The sequence below is a fragment of the Candidatus Blochmanniella chromaiodes str. 640 genome (genome assembly GCF_000331065.1).
In the GTDB taxonomy this organism is placed as follows: Bacteria; Pseudomonadota; Gammaproteobacteria; order Enterobacterales; family Enterobacteriaceae; genus Blochmanniella; species Blochmanniella pennsylvanica.
Genome location: NC_020075.1, coordinates 47,027 through 71,695, shown reverse-complemented (window position 1 = coordinate 71,695; position 24,669 = coordinate 47,027). Strand labels below are relative to the sequence as shown.

The window sequence follows — 24,669 nt, the reverse complement described above, 5'->3', positions numbered from 1 at the left end:
GACATTCAACCATCCATGATGATAATAATTATGTTATCTGTTCTCAATAACATGAGCTAAGGTGAGACAATTACCCGAATCCCAAATACAGTAATTAATGAATTGATATCACGTACTAATATTGTTGATTTAATTAGTCAACGCGTTCCTTTAAAAAAACAAGGAAAGAATTTTTTAGCCTGTTGTCCATTTCATACTGAAAAACATCCATCATTTACTGTTAATATCGAAAAACAGTTCTATTATTGCTTCAGCTGTGGATCACATGGAAATGTGATAGATTTTTTGATGCATTATGATCGACTTACATTTCTTGAAGCTATCAAAGAACTATCGATCATGCACGGAATCTCAATAGAAAAAAATCTAAATGTTTGTAAGCGCAATAATTATCTAAAAAATAACTTATATCAGTTAATGAATAAATTATGCGCATACTATAAAAATATCTTAACCCAAGAAAAATATTTATACGCTTACAAATATTTGAAAAATCGTGGATTAAATACCAAAACTATTGATGATTTCAATATTGGATTTGCTCCACCCAGATGGAATAATATAATACAAAAATTTGGTCTTACATTATACGATCAAAAACTACTTGACCAATCAGGTATGTTAATTAGTAGTAATACAAAAAAATATAAATATGATCGCTTTCGTGACCGATTGATGTTTCCTATACGAGATATAGCAGGAAGAATTGTAGCATTCGGAGGTCGTGTTATTACTCAAAACAAAATACCCAAGTATTTAAACTCACCAGATACCGAAATTTTTAAAAAAAGTCAACATTTATATGGCTTATATGAAGCGCGTATGAAACACAGAAATCTCTCTTGCATACTTTTGGTAGAAGGTTATATTGATGTTGTCACGTTAACACAATTTGGTATTAATTATGCAGTTGCTGCTTTAGGAACATCTACTACTGATAATCATATTCGATTGTTGTATAGTATTACTGATCAAATCATTTGTTGTTATGATGGCGATTATGCTGGTAAAAAAGCTGCTTGGCGTACATTAAATACTGCCCTTCCGTATCTTACTGATGAACGTCAAATACATTTCGCATTTTTGCCTCATGGAGAAGATCCAGATACATTAATACGTAAAATAGGAAAAGACAACTTTTTAAAAAGGTTAACTCAAACACAAGATTTATCAAATTTTTTATTTGAAACATTATCAAAAAAAACAAATTTACAAACATTATCAGGTCGAGTTAAATTAAGTAGTCTGATATTACCTATACTTAAAAAAATTCCAGGGCAAACACTGAAATTATGTTTACTGCAACAATTAGGCAATAAAATAGGGATTTTAGATGATAATAAATTAAATCAATTGCTAACAAGAAACCCTGTTACATACACTAATAAAATAAACAGATGTTATGTAAACAACAACATAGGACACATACTGGTAGGATTATTAATACAAAATCCACGACTTTCTAAATTAGTACCAAGTACACAAGGATTAGAACAATTGAAACAGAATGATATTGTAATGTTTATTGATTTAATTCAAATATGTAAAACATATCCAATATCAACTTCTGCGCAATTATTAGAGCATTATCGTGGAAATAAATTTTTTTCAAAACTTGAATCACTAGCATATTGGAATCATTTAATTACAAATGATATGATAGAGACTACTTTTGTTGATGCTTTGACCAAATTATATAATCTGACTCTTGAAAAACGCCAAGAGCTACTTATTGCTCGTGATCGTACATCTGGTCTAACAACGCAAGAACGTCAAGAATTATGGTTAATAAATCAAACATTATCGAAACATTAATATAAAAATTACAAACTCTTTGGATTTAATGTCACTAATGAAAACAATCATGAAGATACCTCCTGAATGAAATTATTTTTGTAATCATTTACTACATATTATCGATAGATGGGACATTACACCACTATTAAACTTTTAAATATAAATATTATTTTGAAACGTGGGAGTATTTTATGGAACATAACCCACAATCACAACTTAAGTTGCTCGTCACACTCGGGAAAGAACAAGGATACTTAACTTTTTCTGAAGTTAATGATCATTTGCCAGAAGACATCGTGGATCCTGGTCAAATCGAAAATATAATCCAAATGATGAATGATATGGGTATTCAAGTCATAGAAGAAGCCCCTAATTCCGACGAGTTTTTATTAATCGAAAACACTCATTCTACTAATGATGAGGAAGATGCAACAGAAGCAGCTGTGCAAGCATTGACTAACGTTGACTCAGAGTTAGGCAGGACAACTGATCCAGTACGAATGTATATGCGAGAAATGGGTACTGTAGAATTATTAACACGAGAAGGTGAAATAGATATTGCTAAAAGAATTGAAGACGGAATAAATCAAGTACAATGTTCAGTTTCTGAATATCCAGAAGCAATTACTTATCTTTTAGAACAATATAAACGCGTGGAAACCGGTGAAACACGCCTTTCAGATTTAATTACGGGTTTTGTAGATCCTGATATAAATGAAAATATATCAATACACACAAACATCAATCACATAACTGCTGAAGTTACAACTGAATCAATATCTGATGACGATGAAGAAGAAAATAATGATGAAAATAACATTGATCCAGAAATAGCCTATGTAAAATTTACAGCACTACGTAATCAGTATGATATAACACGTAAAACAATTAAATATAATGGACGAAATCACATTAAATCATCAAAAGAAATTTTAAAACTCTCTGAAATATTTAAACAATTTAGATTAGTTCCAAAACAATTTGATTATTTAGTTAATAATATGCGCTCTATGATGGAACGAGTACGTAAACAAGAACGCTTAATTATGAAATTATGTGTCGAGATTAGTAAAATGCCAAAAAAAAATTTCATAGCGTTATTTTCAGGAAACCAAACGAATAAAACATGGTTTAATACAGCTTTATCTATGCGCACATCATGGTCAGAAAAATTATATAAAGTTGATGAAGATGTGCAGAATAGTTTATCAAAATTACATCAAATTGAAAAAGAAACAGGACTAACAATAGAACAAGTGAAAGATATTAACCGTCGTATGTCTATTGGAGAAGCTAAAGCTCGAAGAGCTAAAAAAGAAATGGTTGAAGCTAATCTTCGTTTAGTTATATCTATTGCTAAAAAATATACAAATAGAGGATTACAATTTTTAGATTTAATACAAGAAGGTAATATTGGTTTAATGAAAGCCGTAGATAAATTTGAGTATCGTCGTGGTTATAAATTTTCCACTTACGCTACTTGGTGGATTCGTCAAGCAATTACTAGATCGATAGCCGATCAAGCACGTACTATCCGAATCCCAGTCCATATGATAGAAACTATTAATAAACTTAATCGAGTTTCTCGACAAATGCTACAAGAAATAGGACATGAACCAACGCCAGAAGAACTAGCAGAGCGTATGCTTATGTCAGAAGATAAAATTAGAAAAGTGTTAAAAATTTCTAAAGAACCTATTTCTATGGAAACTCCTGTAGGAGATGATGAAGATTCTCATCTTGGGGATTTTATTGAAGATACTAATCATGATTTACCTTTAGATTCAGCAACTTCAGATAATTTACGTACTGCTACTCATGATATACTTTCTGGATTGACTCCAAGAGAAGCTAAAGTATTGCGTATGCGGTTTGGTATTGATATGAATACTGATCATACTCTAGAAGAGGTGGGTAAACAATTTGATGTAACCCGTGAACGTATTCGTCAAATAGAGGCGAAAGCTTTAAGAAAACTACGTCATCCTAGTCGATCTGAAATATTGCGAAGTTTTTTGGATGATTAAGTAAATATCATCTAAAAAGTATGATTACTCGTTTCTTTATAATCATAATACTGTATGTATATAGTTTTATAAATACATTATTCAACACATAACATCAAAAATAACAATTTTTTTATTGTAAAATATGATATACATGATGATAATCAAACACATCAATAAATAAAAATCACACAGTGTAGCAAAAATTAAAATTAATAAAAAATATTATATTATGTATGTAACATAATATTTTATTTAATGAATGAAATAAAGTTATTATATACATGAGGTAAAATTATTAATATAATGATGGTGAACGCTCTTTATGCCATATTGATAGTCATCCAGGCCCCTTAGCTCAGATTGGTTAGAGCAGGCGACTCATAATCGCTTGGTCGCTGGTTCAAATCCAGCAGGGGCCATTCCTTATATTTTAAAGTGTTTAAAAAAGAATCATTTATTCTTCAGTCAAAAATCTAACGTTTTATTTTTAATAACAAAAAACACATCAGAATGGTACACATGGTCATTTTTATTATCAAAAAATATAAAATCTACATTTCTCTTATTATTGATAATAATTAGTTTTTTATTACATATTATAATATGTATGAAAAAATTCTAATCGTTCTAAAAAGAAACCTAATACAATAAATACAAACACCCACAAAAACGAACTGATCCAATTGAATAATTGAAAACGAAAGGAACTTAGCCCAGATATTCCTGCAATAACAGGTAAAACGGTTCGCACAAATGCTATAAAACGACCAATAAAAAGAGCGGACAATCCATGTCTATGGATCATATAATTCGCTCTTTGATAAAATTTATTAGGTAACAGAGATAGCCAACGTTTTAAAATTTTATTATTCTCCAAAAACTTACCTTGTAAATAACTAATCCAACTGCCTAAGCTTACAGCTATTGTTAAAATTCCTAAAGTAATAGTAAAGTTTAAAACGCCCTTTGCGACTAATACCCCTAATATCACTAACAAGCTATCTCCAGGCAAAAAAACAGCTGGAATAATAGCATTTTCCAAAAAAAGAATAAGAAATGCTAACGAATAAATAGCTAATGCTAATCTCACATTAGGGAAAAACACAATATTGTTTTGCCATAAAACTACGTTTAGTAATTCTTTTAAAATATTCATTACTTACTGAATTCCATAGCACACAAAATATTTAATTATTCAAATAAATATAATTTATATTAGCAAATTTACCCTAATTAAATGACTTTTCTTTTAACAGTGTTAATATACTACCTCATTAAAATCTAAAATAACACTTTGATTCCATTTCAAAATAAATAATTTCTAATTAATTACTATAATTCTCAATTTTTTTCGGAAAAATAGTTATAAAAACAACCAATCTATAATTTTTTATAAAACATATCAGCATATCATGTTGATATCTATTTATATCTTCTTATATCATAACGTCTTTTGACAAAGACTACTATTATTTTATTTTTATTAAATTTAGTTTAAAAATATGTATTCCAACTACTAATTAAATCTTTAAAAAATTAAATTACAATATGTAAAAAACATATCTATTCTAAAACAACGACCATTTCTCATAATATATTATGATCAACAACTTACAAATTATTAAATGCGATTTTGATTACTATCTAAATACAATTTAGATAATCTTTCCTGAAGAAACATTATTTAAATATACAATACTAAAAATATCCTGCATTATGAAATAATAACAACAGCATACACGATGATTATATTCAAAATTTTTTAAAAGGAGTTAACCGATAAGCCGGGTTCTGTCTCGGACAATCATTCATCTAAACTAGCATTCACACACTAGTTTCAGCAGCTTACCCAAGTTCAGTACGGACCATACTATTGAACTTCTATTTAGCCTTGCTCCGAGTGGAGTTTACATAACGCGAATTGTTACCAATTCGGATGGTGTGCTCTTACCACACCTTTTCACCCTTACCCATATTATTTTCTATAACATATTATAAATAATTATCGGCGGTTTTCTTTCTGTTGCACTTGTCGTAGATTAATATCCCCCAGGTGTTACCTGGCACTCTGTCCTTTGGAGCCCGGACTTTCCTCCCCTTCATTTGTAATTACAACAACTATATAATCACTTGTAAACACAAAAAAGCAGCGATTGTCTAGTTAACTCCTCAAAATATTATAACCATTCTTTCTATACTATGTCATCAATCAATAACATCTAATCATTAATTTTATTTAATTTTTCATCTATATACTGCTTATAAAGCATATTCTTTTGCACACCATATATGTATCCTGCTAAAATTGCAGCTCTTTTTACAGGTAATTCAGATGCTAATAATCGCATGACCTGAAGTATTTTTGGGGACAATTCATTCTTTTTCAAACAATTTCCTGCTACAACTAAAACTATTTCACCTTGAATCCGGAAATGATCTTTTTGTACCCAAGATAATAATTGACCAACGGGAGCTCCATAAATAGATTCCCATATTTTAGTTAATTCTCGAGCTAACACAACATAACGATCTAACCCAAAAACACTAACCATGTCTTTTAAAGTATCTATTATACGATGTTTTACATCATAAAAAATTAACGTACGTGATTCTTCTGATAAATCTCGTAAACGATCTATGCGTAATTTATGTTTATGTGGTAAAAATCCTTCAAAACAAAAACGATCCGATGGTAAACCAGATCCACACAATGCAGTAATAGCAGCACATGGACCAGGCAAAGGAATAACTCGAATTTTTAATTTCTGACAAGATTGCACTAAACAATATCCTGGATCATTAATCAATGGAGTACCCGCATCGGAAACCAAAGCGATACTCAATCCTCTTTGTAGTTTTGAAATTAATATTGGTATTCTTTTGTATTCATTGTGCTGATGTAATATATATAAAGATGTATGAATAGAAAAAAAATCTAACAATATACGAGTACGACGTGTATCCTCTGCTGCAATACAGTCTACTTGACGTAACACTGATAAAGCCCGATACGTAATATCTTGTAAATTTCCAATAGGAGTCGGCACTATATACAACGCAGATACAAAATTAGGTATTGATGGCGGCATATTCTTCACATATCAATATCTACTACAATAGATCTCATACTTATCAAATAAACAAAAAATATTTACACATTCTTTATTAAAAGCTTCAACATACTAATTTATCATTCTAATACGGAATTTTTATAAAAACATAAATAACTCAACCCATTATCTATTGCAACTAAATTACACTACAAATATGCCGGATAAATAATATTAAATTTAATGAATTAATCTTATTTTTTTTAAAAAATTCTAATATATTTCTAGTGTGCAGCTCTCAAAATATACTTTTAATGTATTTGACAACATTAAATAACAACAATTTTTAATTATAACATAATTTTTCAACAAAATCCTCTATTCATGTGGTATACTCTGAAAACAAATTGTAAGTATGATTAAATATTTAAAATAAATTTTAAAAATATATTATAACTTTTACATATACTTTAATGATTATATTATACTATGTCTATGACATAATTACTATTGCTAGCTTTACATCTCAAAATAGTGTATTTAAAATAAATCTACTCATCAATCTACTAAAAACCAACATTAGTATTATATTTTTCGGTTTCGAATACATGAATGCGTGCACATGAAATATTCATGTCATATATCACAGGCATTATTAATTTTATTTTCTATATTAATGTTACAAGCTTGTTGTTCAGGTATGTTAGCTATTGGGACTGCAGCATTTATAACTACAGCATGGAATGATCCTCGTACTATAGGCACTCAATTAGATGATAATATCTTAGAAAATCATATTGCTTATGCTCTTAAAAAAAACAAACACATTAAAAAATCAACAAGAATAAAAAATGCTGTATACCAAGGCAATGTGTTATTGACTGGACAAACTCATTCTATGTCTTGCGCTGAAGAAGCTATAAAAACAGTAATGAAAATTAATGGAACAAAAAACATTTATAATGCAATTCGTCAAGATAAACCAATATGCATACAATCTATTCTTACAGATATTTGGATTAGTACCCAAATACGCTTAAATTTCTTTATAAAAAGTAATATACATACCTCCAATATTAAAATAATTACAGAGAACAAAGAAGTATTTCTTTTGGGACAAGTTACTCATGAAGAAAGTAAATGCGCCGCAAAAATAGCACATGCAATAGACGGAGTAAAAAATGTATTTACTGCTTTTTCCTATACTTCTTAAAATTTAGCGTAATTATAAGATCGTACATTATACTATCTACTATCACATCCTTAAAACTTTTTACATGAGCCTACACGTAGACAACGCTCACAAATATTATTAAAACATTTATTTTCATGATCTCTTATTAGAGATTCGTTTTAAACCTAATTTTTAGCCACCTTTTACTTTATTCTCATTCAATACTACATACTAAAATAACATTTTAATTCCTACTATATTTAATAATGGCTATTGTTCGCTAAAACTCAGAGATAAAATTATAAAATGACCTTAATTGCAGCACATACTACACAAAAAAATTAATTAATATACTTAATGTACACATCTATAAGTTTGCTTTATTTTAAATGCACTTACAAATATACAACTTATCGATACTCTTACCGATAAGCTTTAAATCTTTTGAATTTTATATTGTGCTTTCATTTACACCCATAATCAATTCTTAAGAAGAATACATTTTAAAAAATATAATAAAATATCCAATTTACAAAAAAATAATGTCCTTATGGAATAAGGATACACTTATTAAATTTATTAAACTAATAACAGTTAAAACAATGCACTATGGATAAACTCTCACTGCCTAAATATCAATTAATACAACACTTACATACAGCTACTATATAATCAACGGTAACAAATACATAAACTCATATTAGATGAATAAAATTCATCTAATTAATTAAACAAAAATTAACAATACCATTAAAAATGGTAATAACATCACCCTATACATCAATTAAATAAATATAATTAAGATTATTGAGATTCCTCCATAAATTATGTAAATCACATCTTTTATGATAAGAATACGTTTTCTCCTTACATTTAAATTAAACTAATTCTAATTTTCACTAAAAAACATCGTATACTGTTATATCAAAAATAATTTCATCTGTATGAACAGAACGAACAATAGTTACTTGTTGTATCAATTAAAATCACATGATTACCATGCATCCACTATTAAAACAAAAACCATTATAAATTATATAATATACTCAAATAATAAAAATTATATATAAACAACAATTATAATCATAACAAGAGTATGTTTATCTCCTGTGATAAACATACTCTTGTTACTAATCATTTAAAATTATTCTCAAATAAACATCAAAAAAGCATAATATCCGAGATTTAACTAACTACTTTTATAATTAACACGAAAAAATAAAAATCTCTCCCAAAAAAAAGTGGTTAGTTAAATCTCGGATATTATGCCTATCTTTAAATGCGATCTACAATCCTAACAGTAATAAATAAAAAATAAAAATAGATTTCTAATCTTCTCTAAGAAATACACATCTACCAATTATAATTAATACTTGCTCAATACGCTGAAATGTGCATATATTCAATTTAATTATCAATCGCACCTGTCGATTAATTACATCTAATACTTACTATAATTTTTTATTCTTGATAATAATTTTATATATAATTTTTGAGCTAATACCAATTAATACATATTTTACAATAAAAGTATTAACGCTTAGAAAACTGAGGCCGCCTGCGTGCTTTACGTAAACCCACCTTTTTTCTTTCTACTTCTCTAGAGTCCCTAGTAACTAACCCAACTGATCGCAATACACCCCGTAATTTCTCGTCATACTGCAATAATGCACGTGTCATGCCATGACATATCGCTCCAGCCTGACCAGATATACCTCCTCCTTTTACAGTAATATATATATCTAATTTATCTAATAAATTAGTAATTTTCAAAGGCTTAATAATGATTGACTGTGTATTGTTTCTAGGAAAATATTGATCTAATGTACGTTTATTTATAATAACTCTTCCATTACTTATCCCAGACTTAATAAACACGCGAGCAGAAGCAGTTTTTCTTCGTCCAGTACCATAATATTGATTTAAATTCATACTTTATTTTCCATCTCTTTTTATTCATTAACAATCTATATCTATAAATTGAGGTTCTTGAGCAGCATGCGCATGTACATTTCCTGAATACACTCTAAGTCTACAATACATCATGCGTCCTAAGGGGCCTTTAGGTAACATACCCTTTACTGCAATTTCAATCACCTTTTCAGGATATCTATTTATCATCCTTTTAAAATTTAATTGCTTAATACCTCCAATATATCCAGTATGATGATAATATATTTTATCATCACGTTTATTGCCACTTACAGATACCTCTTTTGCGTTTAACACAATAACATAATCTCCAATGTCGACATGAGGAGCATATTCTATTTTATGCTTACCAATTAAATATCTAGAAATCACGGTAGATAAACGACCAAGTATTTTATGCTTAGCATCAATAATATACCATTTTTTCTTAATTACATGTGATTTTGCCATAAAAGTTTTCATAAAGATAAACCCAACTCAATATAAAAATTCAATCATATTAACTAAATATAAAGTAATTAATAAATATAAAATAAGATACCTGATTGCTGTAGGGCACAGCGTGCTGCTATTAAAATCAAATGTCTCCAACATCTTTGAACCTAAAACAAGTATACGTTAGTATTTACTTCATACAATATTTTTAGTCTAAAATATATATATATCAATTAAAGCAAATAATTGATATAATTAAGAGACGTTTTAGCATTATTTCATTTTTAAAATTATTCAAATATTTATTTTAAAAAAATATTACTAAAACCTCTATCTATTTACTTACTTCATAGCATTCTATACGAATACTTATTGATAAAGAAAATTAAGTAGAATAAAATTATACTATACAACGTATATCGTAGCTAATAGATGATTGGATACTTACCACTTGAACTATTATACCGATAACATATCAACATATGCAAAAATTATATATCAATCAGTTAACATACAAAAATGAACACATAAATAAAATAATTTAGGAGTATTATCATGATATGGATATGTATATTAGTAAGCTTAATAATTGGAATTATTATAGGAGCATTTATAATGTATTATAAAGCACGCTATTTACTAAATAATCAAAAAACTTTATATAATGAATTACAAGATAAAAAAGTTAAACTAAATGAATACCAAAAGGAATTAAGTAATCACTTTATTTACACTATAAAATTATTGAACAAAATAGAAGATGATTACCGTCACTTATCTCATAACGTCAAAAGAAGCGCTAATTTTTTTTTACCAAATACACATATACAAGATAATATACACGCATTTAATACAAAAAAAACAACTATAAAAAACGAACAATTACCAATAGAAGCGCCGTTAGATTATTCCAGTAATACGGAAAATACAATAAAAAATCATGATAATGAATAATATAAGGCAACTTTTATTAGTTTATATAAATTATTCGATGTCTTATTACACTATGTGCATAGTGTAATAATATGCAATATAAGCAATTCATCTGTCTGAATCTATTGTGGACGTTAAAAATTACCAAAAATAAAATAGAAATTCAAATTTTAGTAATTAAGACTCTATGAACATTTTTAAAACAATATTATTCTTTATATAATATAACTAATTAAATTAATTACCTATGAAGATAACACATTTCCTAAAAATATTAAGTATATTATTCACATTGGGAATTTCATATGCTGAATCTTCTATAAATCACAAAACATTTTCTACAGAAATGTCGGGACTCTTACCGAGTTTAGCTCCCATGTTAGATACAGTACTGCCAGCAGTAGTAAGTGTACATGTTGAAGGTATTCAACCTGCGAAAAGACTTACATTGCCTAAAGAATTTAAATATTTTTTTGGACCAGATATCCCTGGAGGAAATTTTGGATCTAGACCATTCGAAGGACTAGGATCTGGAGTGATTATTAACGCTAATAAAGGCTACATTATTACCAATAACCATGTTGTCAATGGTGCAGATAAAATTAAAATACAACTTAACGATGGTCGCGAATTTGACGCTAAACTAGTAGGACATGATGAACAAACTGACTTAGCATTACTTCAATTATTAAAATTTAAAAATCTCTCTGAAATAAAAATGGCTGATTCTGATATTTTGAAAGTTGGTGATTTTGCTGTTGCGATTGGCAACCCCTTTGGATTAGGTCAAACAGCAACTTCTGGTATTATATCAGCATTGGGAAGAAGTGGTTTAAACCTTGAAGGATTAGAAAATTTTATACAAACTGATGCCTCCATAAATAGAGGAAATTCTGGAGGGGCACTAGTAAACTTACATGGAGAATTAATTGGAATCAATACTGCTATTTTAGCGCCTGGAGGAGGAAATATTGGCATTGGTTTTGCTATTCCTAGCAACATTGTGAAAAATTTAAGCCAACAATTAATTGAATTTGGAGAAGTAAAACGAGGTCAATTAGGAATAAAAGGCACAGAATTGACCGCTGATATCGCTAAAGCACTTAATATCGATGCGCAGCGCGGTGCATTTGTTAGCGAGGTGCTACCGGGTACCGCAGCCGCTAAAGCAAATATTAAAGCAGGGGATATTATTGTATCCATAGAAGGAAAACCAATAAAAAATTTTGCAGAATTAAGGGTGAAAATTGGTACTACTACTCCAGGTAAAATTATAAAACTAGGATTATTACGAGATGGGAAAATTCAAACAGTATCAGTTTTATTAGATGATAGTACCTCTGTGAGTACCAGCGAGGAAATGTTAAGCCCAGCGTTACAAGGAGCTTCTCTAAGTAATGGATATTTAAAGGATGGAACAAAAGTAGTGCAGGTTGAAGACGTAGTAAAAGATTCTCCAGCTTACTCTATTGGCTTACAAAAAGGCGACATAATTGTTGGACTGAATCGTACGAAAGTACACAATTTATCTCAATTACGTAAAATTTTAAATGAAAAACCATCAGTTATAGCACTTAATATTATGCGTGGAGATACAAATATATTCTTACTACTTCGTTAATTTTGACTCTATTTTAAATAACATCACAACTAAAAAATGATAATAAACCTATACTTCATGAAGTCATATCAATTGAAATTGATATTTCAACACATTAAAAATTAAATATCATAAATATACGAATAATTCTAATTAATATTTTAAAAATTATTATAAATAGTATTATAATACATATTAAAATAAATTGTAATTATTCGGGATAATTAATTAACTCAAAAATATATCTTCTAATAATATCACTGAAAATCATCGAAATTAAAAATTGTTACACACCTGATAACAAGATTATTTATTAGTAACCCGTTTTATATGAGCTCCCATATTTCTTAACTTTTTCTCAATATGATCATATCCTCGATCAATATGATATACACAATCCACTATCGTCAATCCTTCAGCAATACAACCAGCTAATACTAAGCTTGCAGAAGCCCGCAAGTCCGTTGCCATAACTTGAGTGCCAATTAATGAATCAACACCATGACAAACAATCATATTGTTTAATATTTTAATACGCGCTCCCATACGAACAAGCTCTGGTACGTGCATAAACCTATTTTCAAATATAGTCTCTATAATTTTGCCCTTTCCTTTGGAGACTATATTTAATAAAGTAAACTGTGCTTGCATATCAGTAGGAAACCCTGGATACGGCTTCGTGCATACAGTAACAGCTTTAGGTCTTTTCCCATGCATGTTCAAACCGATCCAATCTTTACCCATATTAATATCAGCACCAGATTCACGTAATTTTTTTATCACAAAACGCAACGTATCCGGACGAGACCCCAAACATACTACATTTGTACGTGAAACAGCAGCAGCAACTAAAAAGGTACCAGTTTCAATGCGATCTGGCATAATTGAATACTTTCCCCCTCCTAATTTTTGAGCCCCTTCGATAGTAATTCTATTGCTTCCAGCTCCGTTAATATTAGTTCCTAACATAATAAGAAAATTAGCAGTATCAACAATCTCTGGTTCGCGAGCAGCATTATCAATGATAGTAACTCCCTCTGCTAATGCAGCAGCACTCATAATGGTAACCGTAGCTCCAACACTGATTTTATCCATGATAATATGAGCACCATGTAATCGTCCATTCACAGAAGCTGTAACATACTCTTCTTCTAAAATAATTGTTGCCCCCAACTGCTCCAAACCGTTAACATGTAAATCTACTAATCTTTTCCCAATTGAACATCCTCCAGGTAGCCAAATTTTACCTTCTCCAAACCGTGCTACTAATGGTCCTAATGCCCAAATGGAAGCACGCATGGATTTAACTAAATCATAGGATGCGCAGCACGTATTAACACTACTAGTATCTACAAAAACTACATCACAATGATCCACTTTTGCTCCAAGTTGTGTTAATAATTTTATAGTAACATCAATATCTTTTAATTTAGGCACATTAAAAATTTCTACCGGTTCCTCAGTTAATAACGTAGCAAACAAAATTGGTAATGCAGAATTTTTAGCACCTGATATATTCACTTCACCACTTAAAGGAGTAGGACCATGAATATAAAATCTATCCACTGTCATGACCTAATATCAATCATTATAATTAATTCATATTAATTTAAAAACTGCTTCACACATCGCATAATCCACGCTTTTTATTCCATTCCTGAGGATTAAATGCTTGAATAGATATTGAATGAATTTCATTATTTAATATATACTTCATAAGAGGAGCATATATAATTTTATGCCGTTCTAATTCAGTCATACCATCATAAAAAATATGACTTACAGCAATAATTTGATAATTATCCTTATATAAAGAGACATATGCTTCATCTAATGCCAAATTTTTTAATAAAATATTTTTAATATCATCCACGTCCATAATGTCCACCATTTGAATAATTATTAATAACAGCAAAACGCAGAATTATGTTCTCATATTTTTATGCCATAAAATTATTATTCTATTGTTGTTTTTATTTCAAAATATCAATCATTTATATTTCATTATGCATTTAGATAATGAATGATTTAAACTAAAATAACTAATATAACTTAATTAATTAATTACTATTCTCACTTTTTATAAGAAATAAATTACAATATAAAATATTCACAAAATAATCAAAAAATATCAATAATTTCCGTTATTAAATATAATATTTTTATATAATTAAATTAATATGCATAAATATGAAAAACTCTATATTTCTAAAAAATAAAAACATATAACAATATCCTTTCAACTATAAATCAAAATGATTATATATCTCATTCCTACAATATCAGTATTTGCTGCTAAAATATTTATCCAAATATAAAAAATAAATAATATCTAATTTTATTTTTTGGCATAAATACTATAAATAACTATTCTTGTTAAAATATATATTATTGTATCTATCAGCTGTAATGTTCTATATTGAAAAAGTTTTATTTTAATTATTAATTCAATAATAATAGTATATACAAAAAAACATATACTTAATATATCAAAATCAATTATAATCCCTTTTAATCAGGACAATTATATTCATTTATAATAAAAATAAAAATTGATTAATTATATAATTAATTGGCACAAAGGTACCATCTTTCCACTTAAATGGAGTGATATCGATCATCAGCAGCATCTATACAATTAAAAAATTATTTTTTTATTTTTTATAAATATAAAATCTATTTTATTTGTATTTGCTCAATACAAATATACATATTCTTATAACTTCAATACTAAAACTTTTAAAAAATAAAATTATAATTGATATCATTTGCTATGATAATTCATACAACCTTAATGTATATATCAATGATTATTTAATTCACATTAATATTATTGGTCGCTAATCTAAACTAATGTCGACTATATCTTAATAACTTTTAATGATGAAACAATATTCACATATTAATACTAAAATCACACTAAATGTTGTAATGCATCCGTTCAATAAACATCAAATAAATAGCACTTTGCTTACATTTTTATATACACTACATGCAATCAATCAACAACTATAATTAATAATTTCTCACACTATCTATCCATGATAGATAATATCTTTAACCATTTTAGGTTATACATATTTTTAATTATTAATATCATCAAAAATAAATAACAATTTAACAAAAATTTTAATAATTCTTTAATCATTACTATCGATCAATAAATAATATTGGATAATCTAATTACTAACGTAAATGTAATTTTTTACCTATAGTTAAATATTCTTAAATGAAAATTTTCTTATAAAGTTCAAATACCTTCTAATTTTCAATTTTTAACTTTATTAAAAATCAAATTCTTCTTTTTTAATTTTTAAAAATCATAATAACAATTTTTATTTAAATACACTCTAATACTTATTTTCAACAAATCACTTAACACTTATATCTTTATTTATAAAGCAACTGTCAATCATTCCATCTATTATTAATAATCTATTATTTTAATTTATTTATACTCTATATTCTAACTATGTTTATCATCATAAATAACAATTTAATTTTAAGAATAATATTTTTCTATAAAAATAAAAAATTAAAATATACACATTCGATTCATGTAATAAGTTATAATATATAATTTATTTAATATTTTTACTGAAACATTAAAAACTCATTAAGTGATCACAGACACTCTGTCTGCCATATTAACGAATAAATAACAATAAATCTTTAACATAAATAATCATTAAGAATGATACTAAATTAATCTTGTATAAAAATTACACATCATATATTCTAATGATAAAATATTCTTGATTGCCCCATTTTTTCACCTAAAAACATAATTATTTTTATGACACAAATTATTTTTCTATTATACGCATAATACTTCATTACAAACATATATCAAAAATTAAGAATCTATTTTCTATATATAAATATATATATGATATGAATTATGATTTCATCATTAAAATCTATTTAAAAAATAAATTTAGGTGTTTCATTTAATTACTTATTAAATAATTGCAAATTTATATAAATCAACAGTAATTGTGTTTTTTACATTAAAATTCATTAATTAACTAACAATTGCTCACATTGAATATATTCATATATAATGGATACTATTTACGCAGCCTAGCAATGCTACTTAACATACGCAATCTTGTTAATAGATAAAGGTTTGAAAATACACAATATCCCTCAGATCTGCATATCACAGAAACAAAAAATTATATAATATAATATGCCAACAATATTAATATGCAGTATTAACAACTATATCAATAATTTATATCTTAATACAATTTTCTTATACATTGTCTTGTAAAGACAATGTAAAAATATTTAATATAATATATCTTAAATATCTAGTTATTTTAATATGTATTTCATGCAAAAAAAGTTAAAACCAACAATCGTAACAATAATATTAAATCATAACCATCTCTCCAAGAATATCTTTTGTCGTCTAAAAATAAAAAACTATTAAATTACAATCTTTAAATATGAGATCCCACATAATGTTTTATGTTTTAAAATCACTGAAAAAAAATAAAAAATACATTTTTATTTCAATTTTATTCGTATTGATAATAATCTTTCTATCTTTTATTATAAAAAAATCATTAATTATGTTTAATGCATCATTACACCCATTAACTCGGAATGATATATGCACTCATCAAGGCAACGATGTAACGATTAACATATATAGTAAAACAGGACAACTGAAATTTAAATTGACAGCGCACCGCATTCAACATTTTTCAAATCAAAGAATTACTTGGTTTACATGTCCTAGCATTATAGCTTTTGATGACAAAAATATCCCAACATGGAAAATTACAGCAAATCAAGCCAAACTAAGTTATAAAAAAACACTGCACCTATACGGATATGTATATATCAATAATTTAATACATGATAGATACTTTCAATCCATTATTGCAAACCAAGCGACAATTAACTTAATAACTCAAGATATTATTTCAAACAAAAAAGTAATTATACATGGTCATTATTTTTATTCTATTGGGATGAAAATACATGCCAATTTACATACACAAACAGCAAAATTAATTGATAACGTACAAACTTGTTATGAAATCCAACACATATGGTAAATATAAAATAATACTTACTTATATCAATATACTTTTAGCATTTACATATTCTCATGCTTTAGCACACAAAAAATCACAAATACTTCAAATATATTCTGAATGTCAATCAATTAATATGTTGACTAATACAATAATCTTTACAGATCGAGTTATGCTTAAATATAAAAACATTGATCTTTACGCAGATAAGATATTAATCTCTCATACAGAAGATACGCATCATCTATCCATGATAGAAGCACACGGAAATCCTGTTACTTTAAATCAAACACAAAAAATGGGAAATATGATATTTGCTCAATCATCGATAATACATTACAATACCAGCGATGACACTATTACTCTAATTGGTAATGCTTATATAAAACAATCAGGAAATTCTATACAAAGTGATAAGATCATATACTCAATAAAAAACAAACAAATAAAAGCCATTTCCAACCAAGGAAATAAAGTTATAACAATTTTATCAAAAAAATCCATCTAAAAACATATTTAACAGACACTATATAATTAGTTATAGTTTAATTCCATGACAACACTGACTATAAAAAATCTATCTAAAATTTATAAGGGACGATATGTAGTTAAAAATATAAGCTTATACATAACTTCTGGAGAAATTGTTGGATTATTAGGCCCAAACGGATCAGGAAAAACTACGACATTTTATATGATATTAGGAATTGTTCAACATAATTCCGGTAGTATTTCAATTGGCGAAAAAGATATTAGCATGTTACCAATCTATCGTAGAGCTCAATTAGGGATAGGCTACTTGCCTCAAGAAAGCTCGATTTTTCGTCGATTAACTGTATTTGACAATTTAATGGCTATATTACAAACTCAACGTAATCTTAATACAAAAAAACGTAATAAGCTTATTATAGAATTAATGAATAATTTTCATATTAGTCATTTAAAAAATAATATTGGACAAACATTGTCTGGAGGAGAACGAAAACGTGTAGAAATTGCACGAGCATTGGCTGCTAATCCTAAATTTATATTACTTGACGAGCCATTTTCTGGAGTCGATCCAATTTCAATAACAGATATACAAAAAATTATTAAACAACTTAAAACCCGAAAACTTGGAATACTAATAACCGATCATAATGTAAGAGAAACATTGCGTATATGTGAGCGAGCATATATAATTAATCAAGGACAATCAATTGCTCATGGATCTCCTAACGAAATATTAAATAACAAACACGTACAACAAGTATACTTAGGAGATATATTTAAGCTATAACACACGATATCAATCGTATTTATATATAAAATAATTTAACCAAACAATTTTAACAATTTAAAACTCAAAAACCATACCGAATAATTTAAAAAATAATTTGTAGTATATATATTACAAATATCATGTGAATTAATCTATAAATAATCAAATTTAACACTCTGAATTAAAGTAAATATGAAATAACTAATAACAAATACTTTATGTGCCATATAATAAAATATATGCATTATCAACTAGATAATTAGAACCCTAGAAGCAATTTTTAAACGGGGATATTATACTGATTTATAGTAATCAAGCAAAAAAATTATAAATTGATGATATTTTAAATATGAAATACATTTATATTTTTAATAAGTTAGTATTACTTTAACTAAAATAGTTATTTTGTTTACAAATATAAATCACAAGATATGAAGAATATTATCAGCCATATTTCTAATAAATTATTAAAATAATTTATTCTTATTTATATCTTACAATTATTCTAATTTCACCAAAAAATAATTATTATTCATATTACCCTGAACCCTCTTGAATCAATATTCAAATTTATTTAGACCTTACAGATATCTATTTAAACGACAATAAAGATATATGTGCTGTTAATAACAGCACATATACAGATTAATGTTAATATATATTTTACACGGTATTATTATATATAATCCAATCATTTATATCTAAAATTATATCTTGAAAACACACTGAATTCCTCGTTAGGTATAAGAAAGAATTTAATTAAATAAACACGAGAAAAATTTTATTTTTTGTTATATACAAAAAATAAAATACCTTTATTCCTACCAAACAACACTGAAATTAAAAAAATTATACTACCACATAACACTATAGTAGGTCCTGCCGGCAAAAACATATAAAATGATCCAATCAACCCTATCCACGAGCAAAAAAAAGCAATAAATACCGATAACAATAACATATGTATTAAACTCTTAACCCAACACCGAGCTGATAAACCAGGTAACATCATTAAACCAACAGACATTAAAGTACCAGTTACTTGAAAACTCGCTACTAAATTTAACATAACTATGGATAAAAAAAATATTTGAATACATCTCGATATTTCAATATTATTATCTCTTAAAAAATCTGGGTCAAATGTTTCAATAATTAAAGCTCTGTAAAATAATGCAATAGTAAGTAAAGTTATAGTACTAATGATTCCAATACATTCTAAATTTAATAAATTTACAGACAAAATAGATCCAAATAACAAATCCAACAAATCTACATTAGGACCATGTAACGACATCAATACAACTCCAAATGCCAAAGATCCAAGATAGAGTCCAGCAAAACTAGCATCTTGTTGCAACAATGTTTTTTCGCTAATCCAAATAGACAATATTGCAACCATTAAACCAGAAATAAATCCTCCTATACTCATTATCATAAATGACATTCCTGAAAAAAAATACCCTATCGCTACACCCGGTAATATAGCATGAGATAACACATCTCCCACCAAACTCATACGCCTCAACATTAAAAAACTACCTATTGGCGTTATACTGATAGATAATACACAACAAGCAACTATAGCTCTTCGCATATATCCGCAATTAATAAAAGGATCAAATAACATATGAATCATCATAAAAACCTTTTCTTTCCCAGAAATAAATATTCCCATATACATGGGATGTATATAATCAGTTCACAATACCATAAAATTAAATTTTTCACATTTATATAGATGAATTCCAAATACTACGAGAACAAGTTAACAACAATGTATTAGGAAAATATTCAGTTATGAATTCATTATTATTATGTAACGCAGCAATCACAGTACATCCACGTCTACACAATAGATTTACAGCACGTATCATTATTTTACAAGTATTTATATCAATTCCTTGAAATGGCTCATCAAGTAAAATTAATGATGCTTGCTGAGCCAATATTCTAGCAAATAACATACGTTGCACTTGCCCTCCTGATAAAGTTTCTATATATTGATTTAATACATCTAACAATTTTACCTGACCTAAAGAACGCCAAATTACTGCTCTTTGATGTTGATTCAGTCTTTTTAATAAATTTATTCTTGGCCAACAACCCATAGATACTACGTCGAATACAGTTAATGGAAAATAAGGATCTATATTTCTGTTTTGAGGTAAATAACCCATACGAGGTCTACCTTTTTTCCCAAATTCCAATCGACCGGAAACTGGAGGCAACAAACCAGCTAATGTTTTTAATAAAGTAGATTTTCCTATTCCATTGGGTCCTATAATAGCAATCATGCTACCATACTTAATGCGACCACTTACAGATGGGCTAACATTACGGCCACAGTAACCCGCTATTAAGTTATATAATGTCATCATAGTTTTAACATTATATTATTCATGGCAACAAAGAGGACCAAAGAATGGCAGCCCATGAGCATAACAATACAATCAGTACTATGAGCATACGAATCAAACCTGAAGCAAGAAACAATTTCATACCAATAGACAAACTTTGTTTAGAGTGATACGACAACGATAAATTTCCTTAATAATTTAGTTATGTTATAACATAACATACATGAACCAAAAACCAACTACTTTTTTGTCACTAAAAAAAACAAATCAATATATAATCCTTTTAACTTTAATAAATTCATATAAATATTCTAGATTTTTTATGCTATAATATACATTATTACTAAAGTTAGTAGATTTTAATTAATATAAAACTTACTTTATAAACATATGAAATTTTTTTCACAACAGACACAACGTGATTACTATAATTTCAAAATAAAAAATTAAAATTCAATACTTGTTCATCTAGGATTATTTTTTATAATTACTTGATACTTCTTATAACACTGCCGAAGGCCGGACTCGAACCGGCACGCCATTAAGGTGATTGATTTTGAGTCAATTGCGTCTACCTATTTCGCCACTTCGGCAAAACACGAACATATCTAACAAATCCATCTGATGTAAAACTATGCAGCCACTAAAATTTACCAAATTTTTCAAAAGAATTCAATATACAGAATCAATTTCTTCACAATCATTCAATTTAAACATTAGATTTGTAAACATAATATAATTTTTTAACAAGGTATCATTTTAAAAAAATATTAAAAATATTCACAAAACCATCTACAAATATGCCATCGTAGCAACATAAACAATTGCTAAATACACATTTAATATGCTACATTATAATAATGTAATAATTTTTACTTATATCAACCATATCATCACTTACATTGCTTATGCTTATAAAAATACAATCGTATTGTGTGCTCGATTATATCTATGATTAACGAGCATATTATTCTTGAATACATTTAATATATTTTACTCTTGTATATTTATACATTATAATACAGGGTAAAATAAATATTACATAAAAATTTTTTATATGAATAATTTTGATTTCAATTTACTAATAATTCTCAATGCACTACTCGAAGAGAATAGCGTAAACTTAGCAGCAAAAAAATTAAATGTCACTGCTCCGGCTATTAGTAAATCCCTCAACAAAATACGCATTCTATTTAATGATCAAATTTTAGTACGCAGTGGAACTAAATTAATCCCTACGCCTAAAGCAATCTCTCTAAAAGAAAATATTAAAGAATTAGTGAACCGTATTGAATCAATATTTAACAACAACATAGTATTTGAACCTAAAATTGCCACTATATCATTTACTATTGCATCGAACAACGCTATTCTTTTTATCCTTAATACCATCTTATTTCAAAAAATGAAAGATAAAGCTCCCAAAGCATTTATTCATTTAGTAAATGACTCAGACTACGATGATAATTTTTTAAGAAACCATACCATAGATTTATATATAGGAGAAATGCGCGCACTTAATCCAGAAATAACTATTCGAACTATCTACGTATCCAAATGTTGTATAATATCTCGGAATCATCATCCTATTTTGTCTCAAACTAAGAATATGGATAATTTATTAAAATATCAATTCATTAAAACCAAACATGAGTATTTAACCAATTCCGATGAACATAGTAAATATTTTTGGTCGGAGCGTAACTTAATTGGTATTACCCCAGAATACATCACTACTGTAAACGCTATAATTCATTCAGATGCACTAGCGATAATACCAGAATTTATATTAACAATGATACAAAAATTAAATATACCAATCACACATTTTAATACTGATTTAAATTTAGGAAAAAAAAGCATTATTCAAGCATGGCATTCTAAACACAACCGCTCTTCCGCTCATAAATGGCTACGAGAATTTACTAAAAAAATATTTTTAACTAGTATAGTATAATAAAATTTATTAAAAATTTTTATGTTCACAAAATTATGAATATATCCGCATAATAATAACACTAATTACCAAAAATATTATACTGGGTGATATTGATCCAATTATTGGAGAAACACTGTGTATAGCACTTAATATTCCAAATATTTGATTTAAAATATAAAATAAAAACCCCGCTATACTTCCTACGAACAATCTAATACCTATCTTTTTTTTATATAATGGCCCAAAAGTAAACGCTAATGCCATTAGGGTCATAACGGATCCAGATATAGGGGATAATATTTTCTTCCAAAAAATCACTTGATAATATTTAGAATTTTGCCCAATCCTATTAAAATATTTAGCACAATGATATAATTTAGAGATAGATAAAAAATTTGGATGAGTGATCATCATGGATAATCTATATGGGGTTAATTCAGCATTCCATTCAGAATGTGGTATATTTTTATTAACAACGGATGTTTTTTGAGAAATATCTAATTCATTTACATTAATCAAATGCCATAATTTATCAACAAACACTGCCCGTTCAATATAACATATCTTTTTTAGCTTTCTTTCTTCGTTAAAATTATATAGCTTTACTCCTAACAATTCATTATAGGCTATTACATTTTCAACACAAACAAAATCATTCTTATCTATGAACCACAGATTTTTAATCTTTATAGAAAGTAAAGAAGTATCATGTTGTGATTGATTACGATACATGCACATTATTTTTTCGCTATTAGGCACCACCCATTCATTAGAAATGAAACTGCATAATAATACAGGAACAGAAGCTTTTATGACTGATAAAGTGATCTGTAACCTACTAAATCCAGAAATCTGCATTGCTATAAATTCATTATGTACTTCAAGCATGCACAAACCTAAAAGCCCACCTAATAAAGTAGCTATTGGAAAAAATAATTCAAAATCTTTTGGCAAACTTAAAATCATGTAAATAATAACATCAAAAAAAGAATGATTTCCTTCTCCTATCTTACGCAATTCATCAATCAATTTAATTACACTAGATAAAGATAATAACACTAAAAAAACCGTTGTTGTATTTGATATTACCGTTTTTATAATGTAATAATTTAAAATGTTGTGCATATA

General features: G+C 27.4%; 18 protein-coding genes, 2 tRNA genes and 1 other RNA gene. 10 read left to right on the top strand and 11 right to left on the bottom strand.

Annotated elements, in window-relative coordinates; all coding sequences use genetic code 11:
- Window positions 1-69 precede the first annotated feature (69 nt).
- From dnaG to BCHRO640_RS00280, 3 genes are all read left to right on the top strand, one after another.
- Window positions 70-1,815: a DNA primase gene (gene dnaG / locus BCHRO640_RS00290; RefSeq protein ID WP_015344361.1), complete on the top strand. Its 1,746-nt coding sequence runs from the start codon at window positions 70-72 to the stop codon at window positions 1,813-1,815.
- Between the two features lie 173 nt (window positions 1,816-1,988).
- Entirely contained in the window at window positions 1,989-3,824 is a 1,836-nt protein-coding gene (rpoD, locus tag BCHRO640_RS00285; RefSeq protein ID WP_015344360.1) for an RNA polymerase sigma factor RpoD, read from the top strand.
- Between the two features lie 326 nt (window positions 3,825-4,150).
- Window positions 4,151-4,225, top strand: a tRNA-Ile gene (locus BCHRO640_RS00280).
- Window positions 4,226-4,395: 170 nt separating this feature from the next.
- Here the strand turns inward: BCHRO640_RS00280 and BCHRO640_RS00270 are convergent.
- From BCHRO640_RS00270 to rsmI, 3 genes are all read right to left on the bottom strand, one after another.
- Window positions 4,396-4,962 carry a DedA family protein gene (locus BCHRO640_RS00270; protein WP_015344359.1) on the bottom strand — a complete coding sequence of 189 codons (567 nt, stop codon included), beginning with the start codon at window positions 4,960-4,962 and terminating at the stop codon, window positions 4,396-4,398.
- 608 nt (window positions 4,963-5,570) lie between these two features.
- An RNA gene (rnpB, locus tag BCHRO640_RS03300) (RNase P RNA component class A) lies at window positions 5,571-5,975 on the bottom strand.
- Window positions 5,976-6,025: 50 nt separating this feature from the next.
- Window positions 6,026-6,895, bottom strand: coding sequence for a 16S rRNA (cytidine(1402)-2'-O)-methyltransferase (gene rsmI / locus BCHRO640_RS00265; RefSeq protein ID WP_015344358.1), 870 nt, complete (start codon window positions 6,893-6,895; stop codon window positions 6,026-6,028).
- A gap of 583 nt (window positions 6,896-7,478) precedes the next feature.
- Between rsmI and dolP the strand changes: the two genes are divergently transcribed.
- Window positions 7,479-8,069, top strand: coding sequence for a division/outer membrane stress-associated lipid-binding lipoprotein (dolP, locus tag BCHRO640_RS00260; RefSeq protein WP_015344357.1), 591 nt, complete (start codon window positions 7,479-7,481; stop codon window positions 8,067-8,069).
- Between the two features lie 1,494 nt (window positions 8,070-9,563).
- Here the strand turns inward: dolP and rpsI are convergent.
- Together rpsI and rplM are read right to left on the bottom strand one after the other, a co-directional pair.
- Complete coding sequence (rpsI, locus tag BCHRO640_RS00255; protein WP_015344356.1) at window positions 9,564-9,962, bottom strand: 30S ribosomal protein S9; 399 nt, start codon at window positions 9,960-9,962, stop codon at window positions 9,564-9,566.
- Window positions 9,963-9,989: 27 nt separating this feature from the next.
- Window positions 9,990-10,424: a 50S ribosomal protein L13 gene (gene rplM, locus BCHRO640_RS00250; protein WP_015344355.1), complete on the bottom strand. Its 435-nt coding sequence runs from the start codon at window positions 10,422-10,424 to the stop codon at window positions 9,990-9,992.
- Window positions 10,425-10,952: 528 nt separating this feature from the next.
- Between rplM and BCHRO640_RS00245 the strand changes: the two genes are divergently transcribed.
- Complete coding sequence (locus BCHRO640_RS00245; RefSeq protein WP_015344354.1) at window positions 10,953-11,351, top strand: Z-ring associated ZapG family protein; 399 nt, start codon at window positions 10,953-10,955, stop codon at window positions 11,349-11,351.
- A gap of 226 nt (window positions 11,352-11,577) precedes the next feature.
- The gene (locus BCHRO640_RS00240; RefSeq protein WP_015344353.1) at window positions 11,578-12,951 is read left to right on the top strand and encodes a Do family serine endopeptidase; all 1,374 of its coding nucleotides are present in this window, start codon (window positions 11,578-11,580) and stop codon (window positions 12,949-12,951) included.
- A 285-nt stretch (window positions 12,952-13,236) separates the two neighbouring features.
- On the opposite strand, the gene murA is transcribed toward BCHRO640_RS00240, so the two are convergent.
- On the bottom strand, window positions 13,237-14,502 hold the full coding sequence (murA, locus tag BCHRO640_RS00235) for a UDP-N-acetylglucosamine 1-carboxyvinyltransferase (protein ID WP_011282601.1): 1,266 nt from the start codon (window positions 14,500-14,502) through the stop codon (window positions 13,237-13,239).
- 49 nt (window positions 14,503-14,551) lie between these two features.
- Window positions 14,552-14,809 (bottom strand): BolA family protein, encoded by a 258-nt coding sequence (locus BCHRO640_RS00230; protein ID WP_015344351.1) that lies wholly within the window; start codon window positions 14,807-14,809, stop codon window positions 14,552-14,554.
- 2,575 nt (window positions 14,810-17,384) lie between these two features.
- Between BCHRO640_RS00230 and lptC the strand changes: the two genes are divergently transcribed.
- From lptC to lptB, 3 genes are read left to right on the top strand one after another with little or no spacing between them, the layout of a single operon-like run.
- Complete coding sequence (lptC, locus tag BCHRO640_RS00225) at window positions 17,385-18,002, top strand: LPS export ABC transporter periplasmic protein LptC (protein WP_041567574.1); 618 nt, start codon at window positions 17,385-17,387, stop codon at window positions 18,000-18,002.
- A complete protein-coding gene (gene lptA / locus BCHRO640_RS00220) occupies window positions 17,980-18,489 on the top strand; it encodes a lipopolysaccharide transport periplasmic protein LptA (protein ID WP_015344349.1) in 510 nt (169 codons plus the stop codon). Before lptC ends, lptA begins: the two co-directional genes overlap by 23 nt.
- 45 nt (window positions 18,490-18,534) lie before the next feature.
- Window positions 18,535-19,260: an LPS export ABC transporter ATP-binding protein gene (lptB, locus tag BCHRO640_RS00215; RefSeq protein ID WP_015344348.1), complete on the top strand. Its 726-nt coding sequence runs from the start codon at window positions 18,535-18,537 to the stop codon at window positions 19,258-19,260.
- A gap of 763 nt (window positions 19,261-20,023) precedes the next feature.
- Here the strand turns inward: lptB and BCHRO640_RS00210 are convergent.
- The 3 genes from BCHRO640_RS00210 to BCHRO640_RS00200 all read right to left on the bottom strand — a co-directional run bounded on the left by BCHRO640_RS00210 (window position 20,024) and on the right by BCHRO640_RS00200 (window position 22,195).
- Window positions 20,024-20,884, bottom strand: coding sequence for a metal ABC transporter permease (locus BCHRO640_RS00210; RefSeq protein WP_015344347.1), 861 nt, complete (start codon window positions 20,882-20,884; stop codon window positions 20,024-20,026).
- Between the two features lie 91 nt (window positions 20,885-20,975).
- Window positions 20,976-21,623, bottom strand: coding sequence for a metal ABC transporter ATP-binding protein (locus BCHRO640_RS00205; RefSeq protein ID WP_015344346.1), 648 nt, complete (start codon window positions 21,621-21,623; stop codon window positions 20,976-20,978).
- Window positions 21,624-22,112: 489 nt separating this feature from the next.
- Window positions 22,113-22,195, bottom strand: a tRNA-Leu gene (locus BCHRO640_RS00200).
- Window positions 22,196-22,659: 464 nt separating this feature from the next.
- Here BCHRO640_RS00200 and BCHRO640_RS00195 point away from each other — a divergent pair.
- Window positions 22,660-23,559, top strand: a complete 900-nt coding sequence (locus BCHRO640_RS00195) for a LysR family transcriptional regulator (protein WP_015344344.1) — start codon at window positions 22,660-22,662, stop codon at window positions 23,557-23,559.
- A gap of 33 nt (window positions 23,560-23,592) precedes the next feature.
- Here the strand turns inward: BCHRO640_RS00195 and lptG are convergent, their stop codons facing one another.
- Window positions 23,593-24,666 (bottom strand): LPS export ABC transporter permease LptG, encoded by a 1,074-nt coding sequence (lptG, locus tag BCHRO640_RS00190; RefSeq protein WP_015344343.1) that lies wholly within the window; start codon window positions 24,664-24,666, stop codon window positions 23,593-23,595.
- Between the last annotated feature and the right edge of the window lie 3 nt (window positions 24,667-24,669).

Bases quoted from the DNA above. Each gene is read 5' to 3' on its own strand.
- rpoD (WP_015344360.1), top strand. From the start codon at position 1,989: ATGGAACATAACCCACAATCACAACTTAAGTTGCTCGTCACACTCGGG.
- BCHRO640_RS00270 (WP_015344359.1), bottom strand. From the start codon at position 4,962: ATGAATATTTTAAAAGAATTACTAAACGTAGTTTTATGGCAAAACAAT.
- rsmI (WP_015344358.1), bottom strand. From the start codon at position 6,895: ATGCCGCCATCAATACCTAATTTTGTATCTGCGTTGTATATAGTGCCG.
- dolP (WP_015344357.1), top strand. From the start codon at position 7,479: ATGAAATATTCATGTCATATATCACAGGCATTATTAATTTTATTTTCT.
- rpsI (WP_015344356.1), bottom strand. From the start codon at position 9,962: ATGAATTTAAATCAATATTATGGTACTGGACGAAGAAAAACTGCTTCT.
- rplM (WP_015344355.1), bottom strand. From the start codon at position 10,424: ATGAAAACTTTTATGGCAAAATCACATGTAATTAAGAAAAAATGGTAT.
- BCHRO640_RS00245 (WP_015344354.1), top strand. From the start codon at position 10,953: ATGATATGGATATGTATATTAGTAAGCTTAATAATTGGAATTATTATA.
- BCHRO640_RS00240 (WP_015344353.1), top strand. From the start codon at position 11,578: ATGAAGATAACACATTTCCTAAAAATATTAAGTATATTATTCACATTG.
- murA (WP_011282601.1), bottom strand. From the start codon at position 14,502: ATGACAGTGGATAGATTTTATATTCATGGTCCTACTCCTTTAAGTGGT.
- BCHRO640_RS00230 (WP_015344351.1), bottom strand. From the start codon at position 14,809: ATGGACGTGGATGATATTAAAAATATTTTATTAAAAAATTTGGCATTA.
- lptC (WP_041567574.1), top strand. From the start codon at position 17,385: ATGAGATCCCACATAATGTTTTATGTTTTAAAATCACTGAAAAAAAAT.
- lptA (WP_015344349.1), top strand. From the start codon at position 17,980: ATGAAATCCAACACATATGGTAAATATAAAATAATACTTACTTATATC.
- lptB (WP_015344348.1), top strand. From the start codon at position 18,535: ATGACAACACTGACTATAAAAAATCTATCTAAAATTTATAAGGGACGA.
- BCHRO640_RS00210 (WP_015344347.1), bottom strand. From the start codon at position 20,884: ATGATGATTCATATGTTATTTGATCCTTTTATTAATTGCGGATATATG.
- BCHRO640_RS00205 (WP_015344346.1), bottom strand. From the start codon at position 21,623: ATGATGACATTATATAACTTAATAGCGGGTTACTGTGGCCGTAATGTT.
- BCHRO640_RS00195 (WP_015344344.1), top strand. From the start codon at position 22,660: ATGAATAATTTTGATTTCAATTTACTAATAATTCTCAATGCACTACTC.
- lptG (WP_015344343.1), bottom strand. From the start codon at position 24,666: ATGCACAACATTTTAAATTATTACATTATAAAAACGGTAATATCAAAT.